Here is a 16,556-nt window from a genome sequence, read left to right as displayed (position 1 = left end):
TCTATTGCAGCATTGCCTACATTGATTTTTTACGCTATTTACCCAGTTTTAGGTATAAAAAAAGGGCAACGACTAGTTACACACTGTCTCGCCCTTTTCTATCTGTATTAAAAATATTAAACTAATTCAATGATAACCATTGGAGCACCGTCACCACGGCGAGGTCCAACTTTTAAGATACGAGTGTAACCGCCTTGGCGATCTTCGTAGCGAGTAGCAATATCGCTGAATAGTTTTTGTAAAGCGCTTTGACCAGCTTCTTCGTTAGCTACTTCATTACGGATGTAAGATGCAGCTTGACGACGAGCGTGTAGATCTCCACGTTTACCTAAAGTAATCATTTTTTCAACAGTTGAACGTAATTCTTTTGCACGAGCTTCAGTTGTCTCAATGCGTTCACTGATGATTAAATCAGTTGTTAAATCACGAAGAAGCGCCTTGCGTTGTGCGCTTGTACGACCTAATTTACGGTAAGACATGTGAGGTCCCCTCCTTTGTTAAGTAGTTAAACAGGTAGATATAATCAGTCGTCCTTACGTAGACCCAAACCTAATTCTTCAAGTTTAGCTTTAACTTCTTCTAAAGATTTACGGCCTAAGTTACGAACTTTCATCATATCTTCTTCTGTTTTATTAGCAAGCTCTTGTACAGTATTGATGCCTGCTCGTTTTAAGCAGTTGTAAGAACGAACAGATAAATCCAGTTCCTCGATCGTCATCTCTAGAACTTTTTCTTTCTGGTCTTCTTCTTTTTCTACCATAATCTCTGCTTTTTGAGCTTCATCTGTTAAGTTAACGAAGATATTTAAGTGTTCAGTTAGAATCTTTGCACCTAAAGCAACAGCTTTTTCTGGCTCGATGCTACCGTCAGTCCAAACATCCAACGTTAACTTATCGTAATTTGTCATTTGACCAACACGAGTATTCTCTACATAATACGATACGCGAGTAACAGGCGTATAGATTGAATCAATTGGAAGTACACCAATTGGTTGGTCTTCACGCTTGTTAGCATCGGCAGGATTATAACCTCGACCTGTGCGAGCAGTAAGTCTCATACGGAAATGAGCATCTGACTCAAGTGTTGCAATATGAAGATCCGGATTTAGAACTTCGATATCGCTGTCTGCTTGAATGTCAGCAGCCGTTACTGTACCAGGACCTTTAACATCGATCTCAAGTGTTTTCTCTTCATCAGAGTAAATCTTTAACGCTAACTTTTTAACGTTTAAAATGATGTTTGTTACATCTTCAACAACTCCAGGAACTGTTGAAAATTCATGTAATACACCTTCAATTTGAATAGATGTTACAGCTGCACCAGGGAGTGAGGATAATAGGATACGACGTAAGGAGTTACCCAAAGTAGTACCATATCCACGCTCAAGTGGTTCGACGACGAATTTACCGTACTTTCTATCATCGCTGATTTCTACCGTTTCGATTTTTGGCTTTTCAATCTCTATCAATATAAACCCTCCTTCAAAACGTCGAAACCTCGGCTAGACGGCTGATTTCTCAAATGCCTAACCGAAATTCCCTATTAGACAGTTCCCGAATGTGCACAACAAATGGAAAACATTTCGTTGCATGAATAAATTCTACACCATCATCATTATAGACAACGAAATAGAATCTATACATATTAATTATACACGACGACGTTTTGGTGGGCGGCATCCGTTGTGAGGTACAGGAGTAACATCTTTAATAGCTGTTACTTCTAAACCTGCAGCTTGAAGAGCACGGATAGCTGCTTCACGACCAGCACCAGGGCCTTTAACTGTAACTTCAAGAGTTTTCATTCCGTTATCCATAGAAACTTTAGCAGCAGTTTCAGCAGCCATTTGCGCAGCAAATGGAGTAGATTTACGAGAACCTCTGAAGCCAAGTGCGCCTGCACTAGACCAAGCAATCGCATTACCGTGAACATCTGTAATTGTTACAATAGTGTTGTTAAACGTTGAGCGAATATGAGCTACACCAGCTTCAATATTCTTTTTCACGCGACGTTTACGTGTATTAGTTTTACGTGCCATCTGTTAATGACCTCCCTTACTAATTATTTCTTCTTGTTCGCTACAGTACGGCGTGGGCCTTTACGTGTACGAGCATTGTTTTTACTGTTTTGACCACGAACTGGTAAACTACGACGGTGGCGGATACCACGGTATGAACCAATCTCAATTAAACGTTTGATGTTTAAAGAAACTTCACGACGAAGATCGCCTTCTACTTTATAGCTATCTAAAATATCACGAATTTTACCTAATTCTTCTTCTGTTAAGTCACGAACGCGAGTATCTTCAGAAACTCCAGCTTCAGCTAGAACTTTTTCAGCAGTTGGACGACCAATACCGAAAATGTATGTTAATGAAATTACTACACGCTTGTCACGAGGAATATCAACACCAGCAATACGTGCCATATGAATAGTGCACCTCCTTATTGATTAACCTTGTTTTTGTTTATGCTTAGGGTTTTCACAAATTACCATTACTTTACCTTTTCTACGGATAACTTTACATTTTTCGCAGATTGGTTTAACTGATGGTCTGACTTTCATGTTTCATACCTCCTTGATAGTACGGAGTGCATAGGTTTTATTTGAAACGGTACGTAATTCTACCGCGAGTTAAATCGTATGGTGACAATTCTACAGTTACTTTATCACCAGGTAAGATTCGAATGAAATGCATGCGAATTTTTCCTGATACGTGAGCAAGTACTGTATGACCATTTTCTAATTCTACCTTGAACATAGCGTTAGGTAAAGTTTCAGCAACTGTACCTTCAACTTCAATTACATCGTCTTTTGCCATTAAAGTGCTCTCCTTTCTTTGAAACAGTAACAAGCTATCATTAAACGACTTAAAAAGAACCTGTTCTGAACATCCGGAGATCGTAATCATTAAATTCAAGATGATTGACGCTAATATACATCTTTACCATTTTAACAGCAATTCAGACGAAAAACGATCATCGTGAATTTAGATAATTACTGTTTACTGTCCAGTGCATCTAGCGAGGAATGGATAGAGATAACATCCTTTAACATTACAATGCTGTCAGAATTTCATATCCCGTCTCAGTAATTGCAATAGTATGTTCGAAGTGCGCACACATTTTACCATCTACTGTGACAACTGTCCAGTTATCAGGTAATGTTTTTACATATCGCATACCAGCATTCACCATTGGCTCAACTGCCAATACCATGCCTGGACGTAGACGCGGTCCTTTATTCGGTGGACCATAATGAGGTACTTGCGGATCTTCATGTAAGTCTTTGCCGACCCCATGGCCAACATATTCTCTTACAATCGAAAAGTTACGTGATTCTGCGTACTGTTGAATAGCATGTGAAATATTCGACAAACGCTCACCCGGCTTAGCTTCTGCTAATCCCTTGTAGAGAGATTGCTCAGTCACATTAAGCAGCTCTTGATTTTCTAATGAAATCTTTCCTACTCCATATGTCCAAGCTGAATCACCGTGATAGCCACCGAATTTAGCTCCGATGTCTAAACTGATGATATCTCCTTCATTAAGCTTGCGTTCACTCGGAATACCATGAACTAATTCTTCATTCACAGAAGCACATACACTGCCGCGAAAACCATTATACCCTTTAAAAGACGGAATTGCATCATGTTGACGAATAAAATTTTCAGCAATTGCATCCAATTCTATAGTCGTAATACCTGGAGCGATATGCTTTTTTAACTCTAGATGAGTTAAAGCCACGATTCGTCCAGCTTCACGCATGACCTCAATTTCCTCTGGTGTCTTGCAAATGATCATTGCTTAACCCCAGCAAGTAATTGACGAACATCCTCAAACACAATGTTAATATCTTGATTACCATTAATATTGCGTAGATAACCTTTTTCTTGATAGAAATCAAGTAGAGGTTGAGATTGTTTAACATTAACTGAAAGTCTAGTTGAAACCGTCTCAGCATTGTCATCTGCACGTTGGTAAAGCTCTCCGCCACATTTGTCACAAACTCCTTCTTTCGCAGGAGGATTGAATACTAAGTGGTAAGTAGCTCCGCAATCTTTACAAATGCGGCGTCCAGTAAGACGCTCCATTAAAATGCTTTGATCTACATCAATATTAATCACATAATCAATTTGCTTGTTTAGTTCTTTTGTAATTGTTTCAAGAGCTTCTGCTTGGGCTACTGTTCTTGGGAAGCCATCAAGTAAAAAGCCGTTTTCACAATCTTGTTTGTTTAAACGCTCGCGCACAATTCCAATTGTTACTTCATCAGGAACAAGGTTACCTTGGTCCATAAATGATTTAGCTTTTAAACCTAGTTGCGTTCCTTCTTTAATTGCAGCTCGGAACATATCTCCTGTTGAGATATGAGGGATATCGTAATGCTCAACGATTTTTTCTGCTTGAGTACCTTTCCCAGCACCAGGAAGGCCCATTAACACTAAATTCATTTCTTGCTTCCCCCTCAGTATCTTATCCGTTTAATGGGAAAGCAGCTTGCTTCCCACTAAACAGCTTTACTTAATAAATCCCTTATAATGGCGTTTCACTAATTGACTCTCAAGCTGTTTCATTGTCTCAAGAGCTACACCGACAACAATTAACAAACTAGTACCGCCGATCTGAGCAGATGATGGTAAGTTTGCAATTTTGATGAACAGAACCGGCAACACAGCAATTAACGCAAGGAATATCGAACCGATTAATGTCAGACGATATAACACTTTCGTTAAATAAGCTTGTGTGCTTTTACCAGGACGGATGCCTGGGATGTAGCCACCTTGCTTTTTCAAGTTCTCTGCTACTTGTTCAGGGTTAACTTGAACAAATGTATAGAAGTAACAAAAAGCAATGATTAACGCTACATACACTATCATACCAATTGGCTTAGTATAGTCAAATGTATTCTGAATCCACGTCGTTACATCATTTGGACCGAAAAATGATGCAATTGTTGGTGGTGTGATAATAAATGAAACTGCAAAGATAACAGGAATAACCCCAGCTGCATTTACTTTTAACGGTAAATGAGTGGATTGACCTCCAACAGGATTACGACCAGCTGAACCCTTTGCATATTGAATAGGAATTTTTCGTAGCGCTTGTTGGAAGTAAATAACCCCAACAATAATAGCTAAAACTGCAATCGCAATTAAAACTACCGTTACGATACGAATGAATAATTGATCCCCAACGTCTTCAAATTGCTGTGCATAAATTTGATTTAATGTTGTCGGAATACCAGCTGCAATCCCAGCAAAGATAATGATGGAAATACCGTTACCTACGCCTTTTGCAGTAATCTGCTCTCCTAACCACATTAAGAAGGCAGTACCTGCCGTTAACACTGTAGCAATTAGAAGATACGTAGAAATTCCTGGATTAGCGATCAATTGTCCGCCCGAAATATTGTTGAATCCTATAGACATACCTAAAGCCTGGATAAATCCAAGCACAATTGTTCCATAACGAGTTACTTGAGCTAATTTACGGCGCCCAACATCTCCCTGCTTTGACCATTCTGTAAACTTAGGTACAACATCCATCTGCAATAATTGGACGATGATGGATGCTGTAATATAAGGCATAATGCCCATAGCAAGAATGGAGAAGTTTTTTAACGCGCCGCCGCCAAATGTATTCAGAACCCCGAATACATTTAACCCATCTTGCAATTTTAGTACATCCGTATTAACACTTGGTACAGGAATAAATGTACCAATTCGGAAGACAATTAACATTAACAAAGTGAAAAAGATTTTTTGTCTTATTTCACGCACGCGCATTAAATTGGAGATTGTTTGAAACATTAGATCACCTCAACTGTACCGCCAGCAGCTTCGATAGCTTCTTTAGCAGTTGAAGAGAATTTAGCAGCTTTAACAGTTAGCTTAGAGTTTAATGTACCGTTTCCTAGTACTTTAACGCCAGCTTTTGCTTTGCTTACTAAACCAGTTTCGATTAATAATTCTGGTGTTACTTCAGTTCCATCTTCAAAACGGTTAAGAGCTTCTAAATTAACGATCGCGTATTCTTTGCGATTGATATTAGTGAACCCACGTTTTGGAAGACGACGGAATAAAGGAGTTTGACCACCTTCGAAGCCAGGTCTTACGCCACCGCCAGAGCGAGCGTTTTGCCCTTTGTGACCTTTACCTGAAGTCTTTCCGTTACCTGAACCAGTACCACGACCTACACGGTTACGTACTTTACGTGAACCTTCAGCTGGTTTCAATTCATGAAGTTTCATTCCGGAGCACCTCCTTAGAGTGACAATTTATACTTATTGCTCTTTTACTGTAACAAGGTGAGCTACTTTGTTAATCATTCCGCGAATTGCAGGATTATCGTCTTGAACGACAGTTTGATTTAACTTACGTAGGCCAAGTGTACGAACAGTTACACGTTGATCTTCTGGACGACCAATTACGCTACGAGTAAGGGTAATTGCTAGTTTGTTTGCCATTCCATATCCCTCCCTTATCCTAACAGTTCTTCTACAGTCTTGCCACGTAGTTTTGCAACATCTTCAGCACGTTTTAGGTTAGCTAAACCGTTAAGAGTTGCACGTACCATGTTGATTGGAGTGTTTGAACCTAAAGATTTAGATAGAATATCACTTACTCCACCCAATTCTAGTACCGCACGAACTGGGCCACCAGCGATAACTCCTGTACCTTCAGAAGCAGGTTTTAAGAAAATTTGACCTGCACCAAATTGTCCAAGGATTTCGTGTGGAATAGTTGTACCAACCATAGGTACAGTAATTAAGTTTTTCTTCGCATCTTCAATTGCTTTACGGATTGCATCTGGTACCTCTTGTGCTTTACCAGTACCGAATCCAACGTGACCGTTTTTGTCACCAACTACAACTAATGCAGCGAAGCGGAAACGACGTCCACCTTTCACAACTTTAGCTACGCGGTTAACGGTAACAACACGTTCTTCAAGCTCTAATTTATTTGGATCAATACGACGCATGATTTTCCCTCCTTTTACAATTAGAATTGTAATCCAGCTTCACGAGCAGCGTCAGCTAATGCTTTAACACGGCCATGATATAAATAACCGCCACGGTCGAATACTACTTCGTTTACACCTTTTTCTACTGCGCGTTTAGCGACTAATTCGCCAACTTTGATAGCAGCTTCAGTGTTACCAGTGCTTTCTAAAGTCAGGTCTTTATCTAACGTTGAAGCACTTGCGATTGTTACTGAATTTAAATCGTCGATAACTTGTGCGTAAATATGTTGATTAGAACGAAACACGTTTAAACGCGGACGAGTTGCAGTTCCAGATAACTTCGCACGAACACGAGCATGTCTTTTTTTACGAACTTTGTTTTTATCAAGCTTCGTGATCATTTCGGGCACTCCTTTCTTTTACCTAACCGGCATTACTTCTTAGCAGTTTTACCTTCTTTACGACGTACATATTCGCCTTCATAACGAATACCTTTACCTTTGTAAGGCTCTGGTGGACGAACGTCACGAATATTTGCAGCTAATGCACCTACGCGTTCTTTATCAATACCTTTAATAACGATCTTAGTTTGAGAAGGAACTTCGATTTCGATTCCTGTTTCAGGAGTAATCTCAACTGGGTGAGAGTATCCAACGCTCAATACTAATTTGCTACCAGATTTTTGTGCACGGTAACCTACACCGACTAATTCTAAACCACGTTCGAATCCTTTAGTAACACCTTCAACCATGTTACCTAAAAGGCTACGAGTAGTTCCGTGAAGAGCGCGGTGCTCTTTATTGTCACTAGGACGATTAACAACTAATACGTTGTCTTCAACTTTAATTTCGATTTCAGGGTGGAATGTACGAGTTAATTCACCCTTTGGTCCTTTTACAGTTACAGTGTTGCTCTCGTTCGTAACTGTAACACCTGCTGGAAGTTCTAAAGGCTTTTTACCAACACGTGACATAGTTACACCTCCATTCACATTTAAAACTTATTACCAAACGTACGCTAATACTTCTCCACCAGCTTGCTTTTGACGAGCTTCTTTGTCAGTTAAAACACCTTGAGAAGTAGAAACGATTGCGATACCTAAACCGTTAAGTACACGTGGTACTTCGTTATTTTTTGCATAAACACGTAGACCAGGTTTACTGATACGTTTTAAGCCTGTAATTACACGTTCGTTATTTGAACCGTATTTTAAGAAGATACGGATAATACCTTGTTTGTTGTCTTCGATGTATTCTACATCACGTACGAAACCCTCACGCTTAAGGATTTCTGCAATTTGCTTCTTAATGTTAGAAGCAGGAACTTCAATTTTCTCATGACGAACCATGTTCGCATTGCGGATACGAGTTAGTAAATCTGCAATAGGATCAGTCATTACCATATTAATTTACCTCCTTCCCAAACTTGGGTTTTACCAACTAGCTTTTTTAACACCAGGAATTTGACCTTTATAAGCAAGCTCACGGAAACAAATACGGCAAAGCTTGAATTTACGTAGTACTGAGTGTGGACGTCCACAACGTTCGCAACGTGTATACTCTTGTACTTGGAATTTTTGCTGGCGTTTTTGCTTCGCAATCATTGATTTTTTAGCCACATTTTCGCCTCCTCTGCTTAACGTTGGCAGTTATTACTTCTGGAATGGCATACCGAACTGAGTTAAAAGCTCACGAGCTTCTTCATCAGTGTTTGCTGTTGTAACAATAACGATATCCATACCACGAACTTTAGTTACTTTATCATAATCGATCTCTGGGAAGATCAATTGTTCTTTAACACCTAACGTGTAGTTTCCACGACCATCAAATGCTTTTTTAGATACACCACGGAAATCACGCACACGTGGAAGTGATACTGATACTAGTTTATCGAAGAATTCGTACATACGCTCGCCGCGTAAAGTAACTTTCGCACCGATTGGCATACCTTCACGAAGACGGAAACCAGCGATAGATTTTTTCGCACGAGTTACAACAGGTTTTTGACCAGTGATTTCAGCTAGTTCTTCAACAGCGTTATCTAAAGCTTTTGAGTTAGAAACAGCATCACCGATACCCATGTTGATTACGATCTTGTCGATTTTTGGCACTTGCATTACAGATTCATAATTAAACTTGCTAACTAGAGCAGGAGTAATCTCTTTTGTAAATTTCTCTTTAAGACGGTTCATGTGAACTAAACCTCCCTTCACATTTCATTAATTATTTATCTAAAGTTTCACCAGATTTTTTTGCTACACGTACCTTTTTGCCATCGATAACTTGGTACCCAACACGAGTTGGCTCACCAGATTTAGGATCCAACGGCATTACGTTTGATACGTGGATAGGTGCCTCTTGGCTAACGATTCCACCTTGTGGATTTACTTGAGAAGGTTTAGAGTGTTTTTTCACAACGTTCACACCTTCAACAAGTACACGGTCTTTCTTTGGGAAAGCTGCAAGTACTTCACCTTGCTTACCTTTGTCTTTACCAGAGATAACCACTACTTTGTCGCCCTTTTTAACATGCATCCTATTCGCACCTCCTTAAAAGGCATTTTGTATTTGTTCTATATATCAATTAGATAACTTCTGGAGCTAATGATACGATCTTCATGAAGTTGTTATCACGTAATTCACGAGCAACTGGTCCGAAGATACGAGTACCACGTGGTCCTTTGTCGTCACGGATGATTACGCAAGCATTTTCGTCGAAACGGATGTAAGAACCGTCAGTACGGCGAACACCACTTTTTGTACGTACAACAACAGCTTTAACAACGTCACCTTTTTTAACAACGCCTCCTGGTGTTGCTTGTTTCACCGTACAAACGATAACATCACCAATGTTTGCTGTCTTACGACCTGAACCACCAAGTACTTTAATAGTAAGTACCTCACGTGCACCAGAGTTGTCTGCAACTTTTAAACGAGATTCTTGTTGAATCATGTACGAAACCTCCCTTCGGATGAATCATTCTTATCCGATCTATCTTAACTATTAGATGATAACAGCTTTTTCTACAACTTCTACTAGACGGAAACGTTTAGTAGCTGATAACGGACGAGTTTCCATGATCTTCACGATATCGCCTAGTTGAGCTGTATTGTTTTCATCGTGAGCTTTGAATTTCTTTGAGTATTTTACACGCTTGCCATAAAGCGAATGCTTTTTGTAAGTTTCAACAAGAACAGTAACAGTCTTATCCATTTTGTCAGAAACTACGCGGCCAGTGTAAACTTTACGTTGGTTGCGTTCACTCATTCTGAAAGCCTCCTCTCAGACTTAATTATTTATTAGCAGCAATCTCTCTTTCACGAACTACAGTTTTCATACGAGCGATCGATTTGCGCACTTCGCGAATACGAGTAGTATTCTCTAATTGTCCAGTCGCTAATTGGAAACGAAGGTTAAACAACTCTTCTTTTAAAGCCTTAACTTTTTGTTCAATTTCAGCAGTGGTAAGGTCACGAATTTCATTAGCTTTCATTAGAATCACCACCAATTTCTTCACGTTTTACAAACTTACATTTTACAGGTAGCTTGTGTGCAGCTAAACGTAAAGCTTCACGTGCAACCTCTTCAGATACACCTGAAATTTCAAACATTACTTTTCCAGGTTTAACAACTGCTACCCAACCTTCAGGAGCACCTTTACCAGAACCCATTCGGACTTCTAGAGGCTTAGCAGTATAAGGTTTAGAAGGGAAAATTTTAATCCATACTTTACCGCCACGTTTCATGTAACGAGTCATTGCGATACGAGCAGCTTCGATTTGACGGTTTGTAATCCAAGAAGCTTCAGTAGCTTGTAAACCGAATTCACCGAAATGTACTTCCGTACCACCTTTAGCGCGTCCACGCATTTTTCCGCGGTGTTCGCGACGATATTTAACGCGTTTTGGTAATAACATAATTATTTTCCTCCTTCCTCAGTTTTCTTTTTAGTAGGAAGAACCTCTCCACGATAGATCCATACTTTCACACCAAGTTTACCATAAGTAGTATCTGCTTCAGCGTGAGCATAGTCAATATCAGCGCGAAGTGTATGAAGTGGAACTGTACCTTCACTGTAATATTCAGAACGAGCAATATCAGCTCCGCCTAAACGACCAGATACCATTGTTTTGATACCTTGTGCGCCAGCACGCATGCTACGTTGGATAGCTTGCTTTTGAGCACGACGGAATGATACACGGTTCTCAAGTTGGCGAGCGATGTTTTCAGCTACTAGTTTAGCATCTAAATCTGCTCGTTTAATTTCAAGGATGTTAATGTGTACACGCTTGCCTGTTAATTGGTTAAGAGCTTTACGAAGTGATTCTACTTCAGTACCACCTTTACCAATTACCATACCAGGTTTTGCAGTGTGGATCGTTACGTTTAAGCGGTTAGCAGCGCGTTCGATTTCAACTTTAGAAACAGCTGCATCGTTTAAACGTTTAGCGATATATTCACGTACTTTTAAGTCTTCATGTAATAAGTCAGCGTAGTCTTTGCCAGCGAACCATCTTGATTCCCAATCACGGATGACACCGACGCGAAGACCGACCGGATTTACCTTTTGACCCATGAATTATCCCTCCTTCTTTTCTGATACCACGATTGTGATGTGGCTTGTGCGCTTGTTAATTTGGCTTGCACGTCCCATAGCGCGTGGACGGAAACGTTTTAAAGTTGGACCTTCGTTAACAAAAGCGTCAGTAATAACTAAATTGTTAGCGTCCATTTCATAATTGTGTTCTGCATTGGCAATAGCAGATTTTAATACTTTCTCAACGACTGGAGAAGCAGCCTTTGGCGTGTGAAGTAGCACTGCTAGCGCTTCACCCACTTGCTTACCTCGAATTAAATCTACAACTAAACGAACTTTACGAGGAGCAATACGTACTGTTCTCGCGACAGCTTTAGCTTGCATTTAAAAGCCTCCTCTCATATTAGCGTCTTGTTTTCTTATCATCACTTGCGTGACCTTTGTAAGTACGAGATGGTGCGAATTCACCAAGTTTGTGACCTACCATGTCTTCAGTAACATAAACTGGTACATGTTTACGACCGTCATATACAGCAATTGTATGACCAATGAACTGAGGGAAGATAGTTGAACGACGAGACCAAGTTTTTACTACTTGCTTGCTGTCAGTTTCGTTTAACTTCTCAATTTTGTTGATTAAATGGTCATCTACAAAAGGTCCTTTCTTTAAGCTGCGACCCATAAATGAACCTCCCTTCGTGATTGTCCTACGGTTCGTTTGAACCGTAGCTCAATCCCGTTATTTTTTACGACGACGAACGATAAATTTATCGGATTTGTTTTTCTTCTTACGAGTTTTGTAACCAAGTGTTGGTTTACCCCATGGACTCATTGGAGACTTACGTCCGATTGGAGCACGTCCTTCACCACCACCGTGTGGGTGATCGTTAGGGTTCATTACAGAACCACGTACAGTTGGACGGATACCTAACCAACGAGAACGACCGGCTTTACCGATGTTGATTAACTCGTGTTGTTCGTTACCTACTTGACCTACAGTTGCACGACAAGTTGCAAGAATCATGCGTACTTCACCAGAAGTTAAACGTACTAATACGTATTTACCTTCTTTACCAAGTACTTGAGCAGATGTACCTGCAGAACGAACTAATTGTCCACCTTTACCAGGTTTCAATTCGATGTTGTGTACTACTGTACCAACAGGAATGTTAGCTAAAGGAAGCGCGTTACCTACTTTAATGTCAGCTTCAGGACCTGACATAACTTCTAAACCTACTTTTAGGTTTTTAGGAGCAAGGATGTAACGTTTTTCACCATCAGCATAATGAATTAATGCGATGTTAGCTGAACGGTTTGGATCATATTCGATTGTAGCAACGCGTCCAGGTATTCCATCTTTATCGCGTTTAAAATCGATGATACGGTATTGACGCTTGTGCCCACCACCTTGGTGACGAACAGTCAATTTACCTTGGTTGTTACGACCACCTTTTCTCTTGACAGGTGCAAGTAACGATTTTTCTGGTTTGTCAGTAGTAATTTCAGCGAAATCAGAAACTGACATGCCACGACGACCATTTGAGGTTGGTTTATACTTTTTAATCGCCATCTCAATTTCCCTCCTTCTCTAGTAATCTTAAGCTTCGAAGAATTCGATTTCGTTGCTCTCTTGAGTTAGTGTTACTACCGCTTTACGACGACGGTTAGTAAGACCACTGTAGCGACCTACACGCTTGAATTTACCTTTGTAGTTCATGATGTTTACTTTTTCAACTTTTACGTCAAAGATTTTTTCGATAGCATCTTTAACCTCAGTTTTATTAGCTCTTACATCAACATCAAACGTATATTTTTTCTCAGCCATTAAGTCTGTTGAACGTTCTGTAATTACGGGGCGCTTAATAATATCACGAGGATCTTTCATTATGCAAGCACCTCCTCTACTTTTTCAACTGCGTCTTTAGTGATTACAAGCTTATCATGGTTCATAACGTCTAATACGCTTAAACCATTAGCTGCAACAACTGTTACACCAGGAATATTACGTGCTGAAAGTGCAACGTTTTCGTTAAGATCAGCAGTTACTACTAATGCTTTGCGTTCTACTGTTAGGTTTTTAAGAACTGCTACCATTTCTTTTGTTTTTGGAGCATCAAAAGAAAGAGCTTCAAGAACAACGATGCTGTTATCTTGAACTTTAGTTGATAATGCAGACTTAATTGCTAAACGACGAACTTTTTTAGGTAATTTGTAGCTATAGCTTCTTGGAACTGGACCAAATACTACGCCACCACCACGCCATTGTGGAGAACGGATAGATCCTTGACGAGCACGACCAGTACCTTTTTGACGCCATGGCTTACGGCCACCGCCTCTTACTTCAGAACGATTTTTAACTTTAGAAGTACCTTGACGTTGAGATGCGCGTTGCATTACGATCGCGTCGAAAAGTACTTTGTTGTTTGGTTCGATACCGAAAACGGCATCTTGAAGTTCGATTTCTCCAACGTTTTCACCGTTTTGGTTAAACAATGCTACTTTTGGCATTGGTTATTCCTCCTTTCTCGAAGAATTATTATTTAGATTTAACTGCAGATTTAACAGTAACTAGAGATTTTCTAGCTCCTGGCACGTTACCTTTTACTAATAAAAGATTGCGTTCTGCGTCAACTTTAACGATTGATAAATTTTGCACAGTGATGCGCTCTCCACCCATGCGTCCTGGTAATAATTTACCTTTGAATACGCGGTTTGGAGCTACAGGACCCATTGAACCTGGGCGACGGTGGTAGCGAGAACCATGAGACATAGGTCCGCGAGATTGTCCGTGGCGTTTAATAGCACCTTGGAAACCTTTACCTTTTGAGATTCCTGTTACATCAATTACATCGCCTTCTGCGAAAATATCAACCTTGACTTCTTGACCAACTTCATATGCTGAAGCGTCCACACCGCGTAACTCACGGATGAAGCGCTTAGGAGCAGTATTAGCTTTAGTAGCATGTCCTTTTGCAGGTTTGTTAGATAGTTTTTCACGGATATCTTCGAAACCTAATTGGATCGCTTCGTAACCGTCTGTCTCAGCGTTTTTAACTTGAAGAACTACGTTAGCAGAAGCTTCAATTACTGTTACTGGGATCAAGTCACCATTTTCAGCAAATACTTGAGTCATACCGATCTTTCTTCCTAAGATTCCTTTGGCCATTAGTCACACCTCCTAAGTATCTTTTCATTCTTTATTTTAAATTAAAGTTTAATTTCGATATCTACACCAGATGGTAAGTCTAAACGCATTAATGAATCAACAGTTTGTGGTGTTGGATTCACGATATCAATTAAGCGTTTATGCGTGCGCATTTCGAACTGCTCACGAGAATCTTTATATTTGTGTACTGCACGTAGAATTGTATAAATTGATTTTTCAGTCGGTAATGGAATCGGACCAGATACAGCCGCACCAGAACGTTTTGCAGTTTCTACGATTTTCTCAGCAGATTGATCAAGAATTCTGTGATCATATGCTTTTAAACGAATGCGAATTTTTTCTTTTGCCATTATTTTCCCTCCTTTTTCGCCTATTTTACAATAGACATTCTCCGCGGAAATTTCCCCACACTCGCCATGGCAAAGCGGCCGGGTGTGTCGGCAACCTTCCGCATCATCGCAGTCAAAGACCAACATTTTTATTATACTAAAAATGGGTTCATATTGCAACAATAAAGTTAAAAAACTTTTTTATGTGTCGCACACTTTTTTCATTATATATAAAAGGAGATCATTTTGCAAGTGTAATAGTAAAAACTATCTTTACCTTTTATCACCAAATAAAAAAGGAGTAGGTTACCCTACTCCCTTTACTGACTGAAACGAGAAATTACTCGCTGATTTTAGCTACAACGCCAGCGCCTACTGTACGTCCACCTTCACGGATTGAGAATTTAGTACCTTCTTCAATCGCGATTGGAGCGATAAGTTCAACAGTCATTTCGATGTTGTCGCCAGGCATTACCATTTCTACGCCTTCAGGTAAGTTACAAATACCAGTTACATCAGTTGTACGGAAGTAGAACTGTGGACGGTAGTTTGTGAAGAATGGAGTGTGACGTCCACCTTCGTCTTTAGAAAGAACGTATACTTCAGCAGTAAATTTAGTGTGTGGAGTGATTGAGCCTGGTTTAGCTAATACTTGTCCACGTTGGATTTCTTCACGTGCTACACCACGAAGTAAAGCACCGATGTTGTCGCCAGCTTCAGCATAGTCAAGAAGCTTACGGAACATTTCTACACCTGTTACAGTAGTAGATTTTGGCTCTTCAGTTAAACCGATGATGTCGATAACGTCACCAACTTTAACTTGTCCACGCTCTACACGACCTGTAGCAACTGTACCACGACCAGTGATTGAGAATACGTCCTCAACTGGCATCATGAATGGTTTTTCAGTGTCACGTTCTGGAGTTGGGATGTACTCATCAACAGCGTCCATAAGCTCGATGATTTTAGCTTCCCAATCAGCTTCGCCTTCAAGAGCTTTAAGAGCAGAACCTTTGATTACTGGTACATCGTCACCAGGGAAGTCGTATTCAGAAAGAAGGTCACGTACTTCCATTTCTACTAATTCAAGTAGCTCTTCGTCGTCTACCATGTCACATTTGTTTAAGAATACAACTAGGTAAGGTACACCTACTTGACGAGAAAGAAGGATGTGCTCACGAGTTTGTGGCATTGGACCATCAGCAGCAGATACTACTAAGATACCGCCATCCATTTGAGCAGCACCAGTGATCATGTTTTTAACATAGTCAGCATGTCCTGGGCAGTCAACGTGTGCATAGTGACGAGTGTCAGTTTCGTACTCAACGTGTGCAGTTGAGATTGTGATTCCACGCTCGCGCTCTTCTGGAGCAGCGTCGATCATGTCGTAAGCCATTGCTGCACCTTTACCACTTTTCTTAGCAAGAACAGTAGTGATAGCAGCTGTTAAAGTTGTTTTACCATGGTCAACGTGACCAATTGTACCGATATTGGCATGTGTTTTTGAACGGTCGAATTTTTCCTTAGCCATTCGAAAATCCTCCTTAAAATTCATGTAG

The 16,556-nt window shown here is 40.2% G+C and carries 31 protein-coding genes; all 31 read right to left on the bottom strand.

Going from position 1 to position 16,556, the window contains the following annotated elements:
* Positions 1-116: 116 nt before the first annotated feature.
* The 31 genes from rplQ to tuf all read right to left on the bottom strand — a co-directional run bounded on the left by rplQ (position 117) and on the right by tuf (position 16,528).
* Positions 117-479, bottom strand: a complete 363-nt coding sequence (gene rplQ / locus ACFX4G_RS26935) for a 50S ribosomal protein L17 (protein ID WP_013054953.1) — start codon at positions 477-479, stop codon at positions 117-119.
* Between the two features lie 44 nt (positions 480-523).
* Positions 524-1,468: a DNA-directed RNA polymerase subunit alpha gene (locus ACFX4G_RS26930; protein ID WP_013054952.1), complete on the bottom strand. Its 945-nt coding sequence runs from the start codon at positions 1,466-1,468 to the stop codon at positions 524-526.
* 180 nt (positions 1,469-1,648) lie between these two features.
* Entirely contained in the window at positions 1,649-2,038 is a 390-nt protein-coding gene (gene rpsK, locus ACFX4G_RS26925) for a 30S ribosomal protein S11 (RefSeq protein WP_013054951.1), read from the bottom strand.
* 23 nt (positions 2,039-2,061) lie between these two features.
* Positions 2,062-2,427: a 30S ribosomal protein S13 gene (gene rpsM / locus ACFX4G_RS26920; RefSeq protein ID WP_013054950.1), complete on the bottom strand. Its 366-nt coding sequence runs from the start codon at positions 2,425-2,427 to the stop codon at positions 2,062-2,064.
* Positions 2,428-2,451: 24 nt separating this feature from the next.
* Complete coding sequence (rpmJ, locus tag ACFX4G_RS26915) at positions 2,452-2,565, bottom strand: 50S ribosomal protein L36 (protein ID WP_003156543.1); 114 nt, start codon at positions 2,563-2,565, stop codon at positions 2,452-2,454.
* Positions 2,566-2,602: 37 nt separating this feature from the next.
* Entirely contained in the window at positions 2,603-2,821 is a 219-nt protein-coding gene (gene infA, locus ACFX4G_RS26910) for a translation initiation factor IF-1 (RefSeq protein ID WP_010285101.1), read from the bottom strand.
* A 235-nt stretch (positions 2,822-3,056) separates the two neighbouring features.
* A complete protein-coding gene (map, locus tag ACFX4G_RS26905; RefSeq protein ID WP_377578037.1) occupies positions 3,057-3,803 on the bottom strand; it encodes a type I methionyl aminopeptidase in 747 nt (248 codons plus the stop codon).
* On the bottom strand, positions 3,800-4,453 hold the full coding sequence (locus tag ACFX4G_RS26900) for an adenylate kinase (protein WP_013054948.1): 654 nt from the start codon (positions 4,451-4,453) through the stop codon (positions 3,800-3,802). Before ACFX4G_RS26900 ends, map begins: the two co-directional genes overlap by 4 nt.
* 66 nt (positions 4,454-4,519) lie before the next feature.
* A complete protein-coding gene (secY, locus tag ACFX4G_RS26895; RefSeq protein WP_013054947.1) occupies positions 4,520-5,812 on the bottom strand; it encodes a preprotein translocase subunit SecY in 1,293 nt (430 codons plus the stop codon).
* The gene (rplO, locus tag ACFX4G_RS26890; RefSeq protein WP_013054946.1) at positions 5,812-6,252 is read right to left on the bottom strand and encodes a 50S ribosomal protein L15; all 441 of its coding nucleotides are present in this window, start codon (positions 6,250-6,252) and stop codon (positions 5,812-5,814) included. The genes secY and rplO overlap by 1 nt, the downstream gene beginning before the upstream one ends.
* A 33-nt stretch (positions 6,253-6,285) precedes the next feature.
* Positions 6,286-6,468, bottom strand: coding sequence for a 50S ribosomal protein L30 (gene rpmD, locus ACFX4G_RS26885; protein ID WP_013054945.1), 183 nt, complete (start codon positions 6,466-6,468; stop codon positions 6,286-6,288).
* Between the two features lie 14 nt (positions 6,469-6,482).
* On the bottom strand, positions 6,483-6,983 hold the full coding sequence (rpsE, locus tag ACFX4G_RS26880; protein WP_013054944.1) for a 30S ribosomal protein S5: 501 nt from the start codon (positions 6,981-6,983) through the stop codon (positions 6,483-6,485).
* Positions 6,984-7,003: 20 nt separating this feature from the next.
* Complete coding sequence (rplR, locus tag ACFX4G_RS26875) at positions 7,004-7,366, bottom strand: 50S ribosomal protein L18 (RefSeq protein WP_013054943.1); 363 nt, start codon at positions 7,364-7,366, stop codon at positions 7,004-7,006.
* Between the two features lie 32 nt (positions 7,367-7,398).
* Complete coding sequence (gene rplF, locus ACFX4G_RS26870; RefSeq protein WP_013054942.1) at positions 7,399-7,938, bottom strand: 50S ribosomal protein L6; 540 nt, start codon at positions 7,936-7,938, stop codon at positions 7,399-7,401.
* Between the two features lie 30 nt (positions 7,939-7,968).
* Complete coding sequence (rpsH, locus tag ACFX4G_RS26865) at positions 7,969-8,367, bottom strand: 30S ribosomal protein S8 (RefSeq protein WP_028410368.1); 399 nt, start codon at positions 8,365-8,367, stop codon at positions 7,969-7,971.
* Between the two features lie 30 nt (positions 8,368-8,397).
* Complete coding sequence (locus ACFX4G_RS26860) at positions 8,398-8,583, bottom strand: type Z 30S ribosomal protein S14 (RefSeq protein WP_013054940.1); 186 nt, start codon at positions 8,581-8,583, stop codon at positions 8,398-8,400.
* 33 nt (positions 8,584-8,616) lie between these two features.
* Entirely contained in the window at positions 8,617-9,156 is a 540-nt protein-coding gene (gene rplE, locus ACFX4G_RS26855) for a 50S ribosomal protein L5 (protein WP_013054939.1), read from the bottom strand.
* Between the two features lie 31 nt (positions 9,157-9,187).
* A complete protein-coding gene (rplX, locus tag ACFX4G_RS26850) occupies positions 9,188-9,499 on the bottom strand; it encodes a 50S ribosomal protein L24 (RefSeq protein ID WP_013054938.1) in 312 nt (103 codons plus the stop codon).
* A gap of 49 nt (positions 9,500-9,548) precedes the next feature.
* Positions 9,549-9,917: a 50S ribosomal protein L14 gene (gene rplN / locus ACFX4G_RS26845; protein ID WP_013054937.1), complete on the bottom strand. Its 369-nt coding sequence runs from the start codon at positions 9,915-9,917 to the stop codon at positions 9,549-9,551.
* A gap of 51 nt (positions 9,918-9,968) precedes the next feature.
* Entirely contained in the window at positions 9,969-10,232 is a 264-nt protein-coding gene (gene rpsQ, locus ACFX4G_RS26840; protein WP_013054936.1) for a 30S ribosomal protein S17, read from the bottom strand.
* A gap of 25 nt (positions 10,233-10,257) precedes the next feature.
* Complete coding sequence (gene rpmC, locus ACFX4G_RS26835; protein WP_013054935.1) at positions 10,258-10,458, bottom strand: 50S ribosomal protein L29; 201 nt, start codon at positions 10,456-10,458, stop codon at positions 10,258-10,260.
* Positions 10,448-10,882 carry a 50S ribosomal protein L16 gene (rplP, locus tag ACFX4G_RS26830; protein WP_013054934.1) on the bottom strand — a complete coding sequence of 145 codons (435 nt, stop codon included), beginning with the start codon at positions 10,880-10,882 and terminating at the stop codon, positions 10,448-10,450. The genes rpmC and rplP overlap by 11 nt, the downstream gene beginning before the upstream one ends.
* A 2-nt stretch (positions 10,883-10,884) precedes the next feature.
* On the bottom strand, positions 10,885-11,541 hold the full coding sequence (gene rpsC, locus ACFX4G_RS26825) for a 30S ribosomal protein S3 (protein WP_013054933.1): 657 nt from the start codon (positions 11,539-11,541) through the stop codon (positions 10,885-10,887).
* Positions 11,542-11,544: 3 nt separating this feature from the next.
* Complete coding sequence (gene rplV, locus ACFX4G_RS26820; protein WP_013054932.1) at positions 11,545-11,886, bottom strand: 50S ribosomal protein L22; 342 nt, start codon at positions 11,884-11,886, stop codon at positions 11,545-11,547.
* Between the two features lie 19 nt (positions 11,887-11,905).
* A complete protein-coding gene (rpsS, locus tag ACFX4G_RS26815; protein ID WP_013054931.1) occupies positions 11,906-12,184 on the bottom strand; it encodes a 30S ribosomal protein S19 in 279 nt (92 codons plus the stop codon).
* A 57-nt stretch (positions 12,185-12,241) separates the two neighbouring features.
* On the bottom strand, positions 12,242-13,072 hold the full coding sequence (gene rplB, locus ACFX4G_RS26810; RefSeq protein WP_013054930.1) for a 50S ribosomal protein L2: 831 nt from the start codon (positions 13,070-13,072) through the stop codon (positions 12,242-12,244).
* Between the two features lie 27 nt (positions 13,073-13,099).
* Entirely contained in the window at positions 13,100-13,387 is a 288-nt protein-coding gene (gene rplW / locus ACFX4G_RS26805; RefSeq protein WP_013054929.1) for a 50S ribosomal protein L23, read from the bottom strand.
* Positions 13,387-14,010, bottom strand: coding sequence for a 50S ribosomal protein L4 (gene rplD, locus ACFX4G_RS26800; RefSeq protein WP_013054928.1), 624 nt, complete (start codon positions 14,008-14,010; stop codon positions 13,387-13,389). The genes rplW and rplD overlap by 1 nt, the downstream gene beginning before the upstream one ends.
* 28 nt (positions 14,011-14,038) lie before the next feature.
* Positions 14,039-14,668 carry a 50S ribosomal protein L3 gene (rplC, locus tag ACFX4G_RS26795; protein ID WP_013054927.1) on the bottom strand — a complete coding sequence of 210 codons (630 nt, stop codon included), beginning with the start codon at positions 14,666-14,668 and terminating at the stop codon, positions 14,039-14,041.
* A 41-nt stretch (positions 14,669-14,709) separates the two neighbouring features.
* On the bottom strand, positions 14,710-15,018 hold the full coding sequence (gene rpsJ, locus ACFX4G_RS26790) for a 30S ribosomal protein S10 (protein WP_013054926.1): 309 nt from the start codon (positions 15,016-15,018) through the stop codon (positions 14,710-14,712).
* Positions 15,019-15,337: 319 nt separating this feature from the next.
* Entirely contained in the window at positions 15,338-16,528 is a 1,191-nt protein-coding gene (tuf, locus tag ACFX4G_RS26785; protein WP_013081371.1) for an elongation factor Tu, read from the bottom strand.
* Positions 16,529-16,556: the final 28 nt, after the last annotated feature.

This window comes from Priestia sp. YIM B13486 (assembly GCF_042787865.1).
Lineage (GTDB): Bacteria > Bacillota > Bacilli > Bacillales > Bacillaceae_H > Priestia > Priestia megaterium.
This window is presented reverse-complemented; position numbering and strand designations above follow the sequence as displayed.

Bases quoted from the DNA above. Each gene is read 5' to 3' on its own strand.
- rplO (WP_013054946.1), bottom strand. From the start codon at position 6,252: ATGAAACTTCATGAATTGAAACCAGCTGAAGGTTCACGTAAAGTACGT.
- rplD (WP_013054928.1), bottom strand. From the start codon at position 14,010: ATGCCAAAAGTAGCATTGTTTAACCAAAACGGTGAAAACGTTGGAGAA.
- map (WP_377578037.1), bottom strand. From the start codon at position 3,803: ATGATCATTTGCAAGACACCAGAGGAAATTGAGGTCATGCGTGAAGCT.
- rplW (WP_013054929.1), bottom strand. From the start codon at position 13,387: ATGAAAGATCCTCGTGATATTATTAAGCGCCCCGTAATTACAGAACGT.
- rpsM (WP_013054950.1), bottom strand. From the start codon at position 2,427: ATGGCACGTATTGCTGGTGTTGATATTCCTCGTGACAAGCGTGTAGTA.
- infA (WP_010285101.1), bottom strand. From the start codon at position 2,821: ATGGCAAAAGACGATGTAATTGAAGTTGAAGGTACAGTTGCTGAAACT.
- rpsQ (WP_013054936.1), bottom strand. From the start codon at position 10,232: ATGAGTGAACGCAACCAACGTAAAGTTTACACTGGCCGCGTAGTTTCT.
- rpsK (WP_013054951.1), bottom strand. From the start codon at position 2,038: ATGGCACGTAAAACTAATACACGTAAACGTCGCGTGAAAAAGAATATT.
- rpsJ (WP_013054926.1), bottom strand. From the start codon at position 15,018: ATGGCAAAAGAAAAAATTCGCATTCGTTTAAAAGCATATGATCACAGA.
- tuf (WP_013081371.1), bottom strand. From the start codon at position 16,528: ATGGCTAAGGAAAAATTCGACCGTTCAAAAACACATGCCAATATCGGT.
- rplB (WP_013054930.1), bottom strand. From the start codon at position 13,072: ATGGCGATTAAAAAGTATAAACCAACCTCAAATGGTCGTCGTGGCATG.
- secY (WP_013054947.1), bottom strand. From the start codon at position 5,812: ATGTTTCAAACAATCTCCAATTTAATGCGCGTGCGTGAAATAAGACAA.
- rpsS (WP_013054931.1), bottom strand. From the start codon at position 12,184: ATGGGTCGCAGCTTAAAGAAAGGACCTTTTGTAGATGACCATTTAATC.
- rpmC (WP_013054935.1), bottom strand. From the start codon at position 10,458: ATGAAAGCTAATGAAATTCGTGACCTTACCACTGCTGAAATTGAACAA.
- rplP (WP_013054934.1), bottom strand. From the start codon at position 10,882: ATGTTATTACCAAAACGCGTTAAATATCGTCGCGAACACCGCGGAAAA.
- rplR (WP_013054943.1), bottom strand. From the start codon at position 7,366: ATGATCACGAAGCTTGATAAAAACAAAGTTCGTAAAAAAAGACATGCT.
- rpsH (WP_028410368.1), bottom strand. From the start codon at position 8,367: ATGGTAATGACTGATCCTATTGCAGATTTACTAACTCGTATCCGCAAT.
- rplF (WP_013054942.1), bottom strand. From the start codon at position 7,938: ATGTCACGTGTTGGTAAAAAGCCTTTAGAACTTCCAGCAGGTGTTACA.
- rpsC (WP_013054933.1), bottom strand. From the start codon at position 11,541: ATGGGTCAAAAGGTAAATCCGGTCGGTCTTCGCGTCGGTGTCATCCGT.
- rplC (WP_013054927.1), bottom strand. From the start codon at position 14,668: ATGGCCAAAGGAATCTTAGGAAGAAAGATCGGTATGACTCAAGTATTT.
- rplX (WP_013054938.1), bottom strand. From the start codon at position 9,499: ATGCATGTTAAAAAGGGCGACAAAGTAGTGGTTATCTCTGGTAAAGAC.
- rplV (WP_013054932.1), bottom strand. From the start codon at position 11,886: ATGCAAGCTAAAGCTGTCGCGAGAACAGTACGTATTGCTCCTCGTAAA.
- ACFX4G_RS26900 (WP_013054948.1), bottom strand. From the start codon at position 4,453: ATGAATTTAGTGTTAATGGGCCTTCCTGGTGCTGGGAAAGGTACTCAA.
- rplE (WP_013054939.1), bottom strand. From the start codon at position 9,156: ATGAACCGTCTTAAAGAGAAATTTACAAAAGAGATTACTCCTGCTCTA.
- rpmJ (WP_003156543.1), bottom strand. From the start codon at position 2,565: ATGAAAGTCAGACCATCAGTTAAACCAATCTGCGAAAAATGTAAAGTT.
- rpsE (WP_013054944.1), bottom strand. From the start codon at position 6,983: ATGCGTCGTATTGATCCAAATAAATTAGAGCTTGAAGAACGTGTTGTT.
- rplQ (WP_013054953.1), bottom strand. From the start codon at position 479: ATGTCTTACCGTAAATTAGGTCGTACAAGCGCACAACGCAAGGCGCTT.
- rpmD (WP_013054945.1), bottom strand. From the start codon at position 6,468: ATGGCAAACAAACTAGCAATTACCCTTACTCGTAGCGTAATTGGTCGT.
- rplN (WP_013054937.1), bottom strand. From the start codon at position 9,917: ATGATTCAACAAGAATCTCGTTTAAAAGTTGCAGACAACTCTGGTGCA.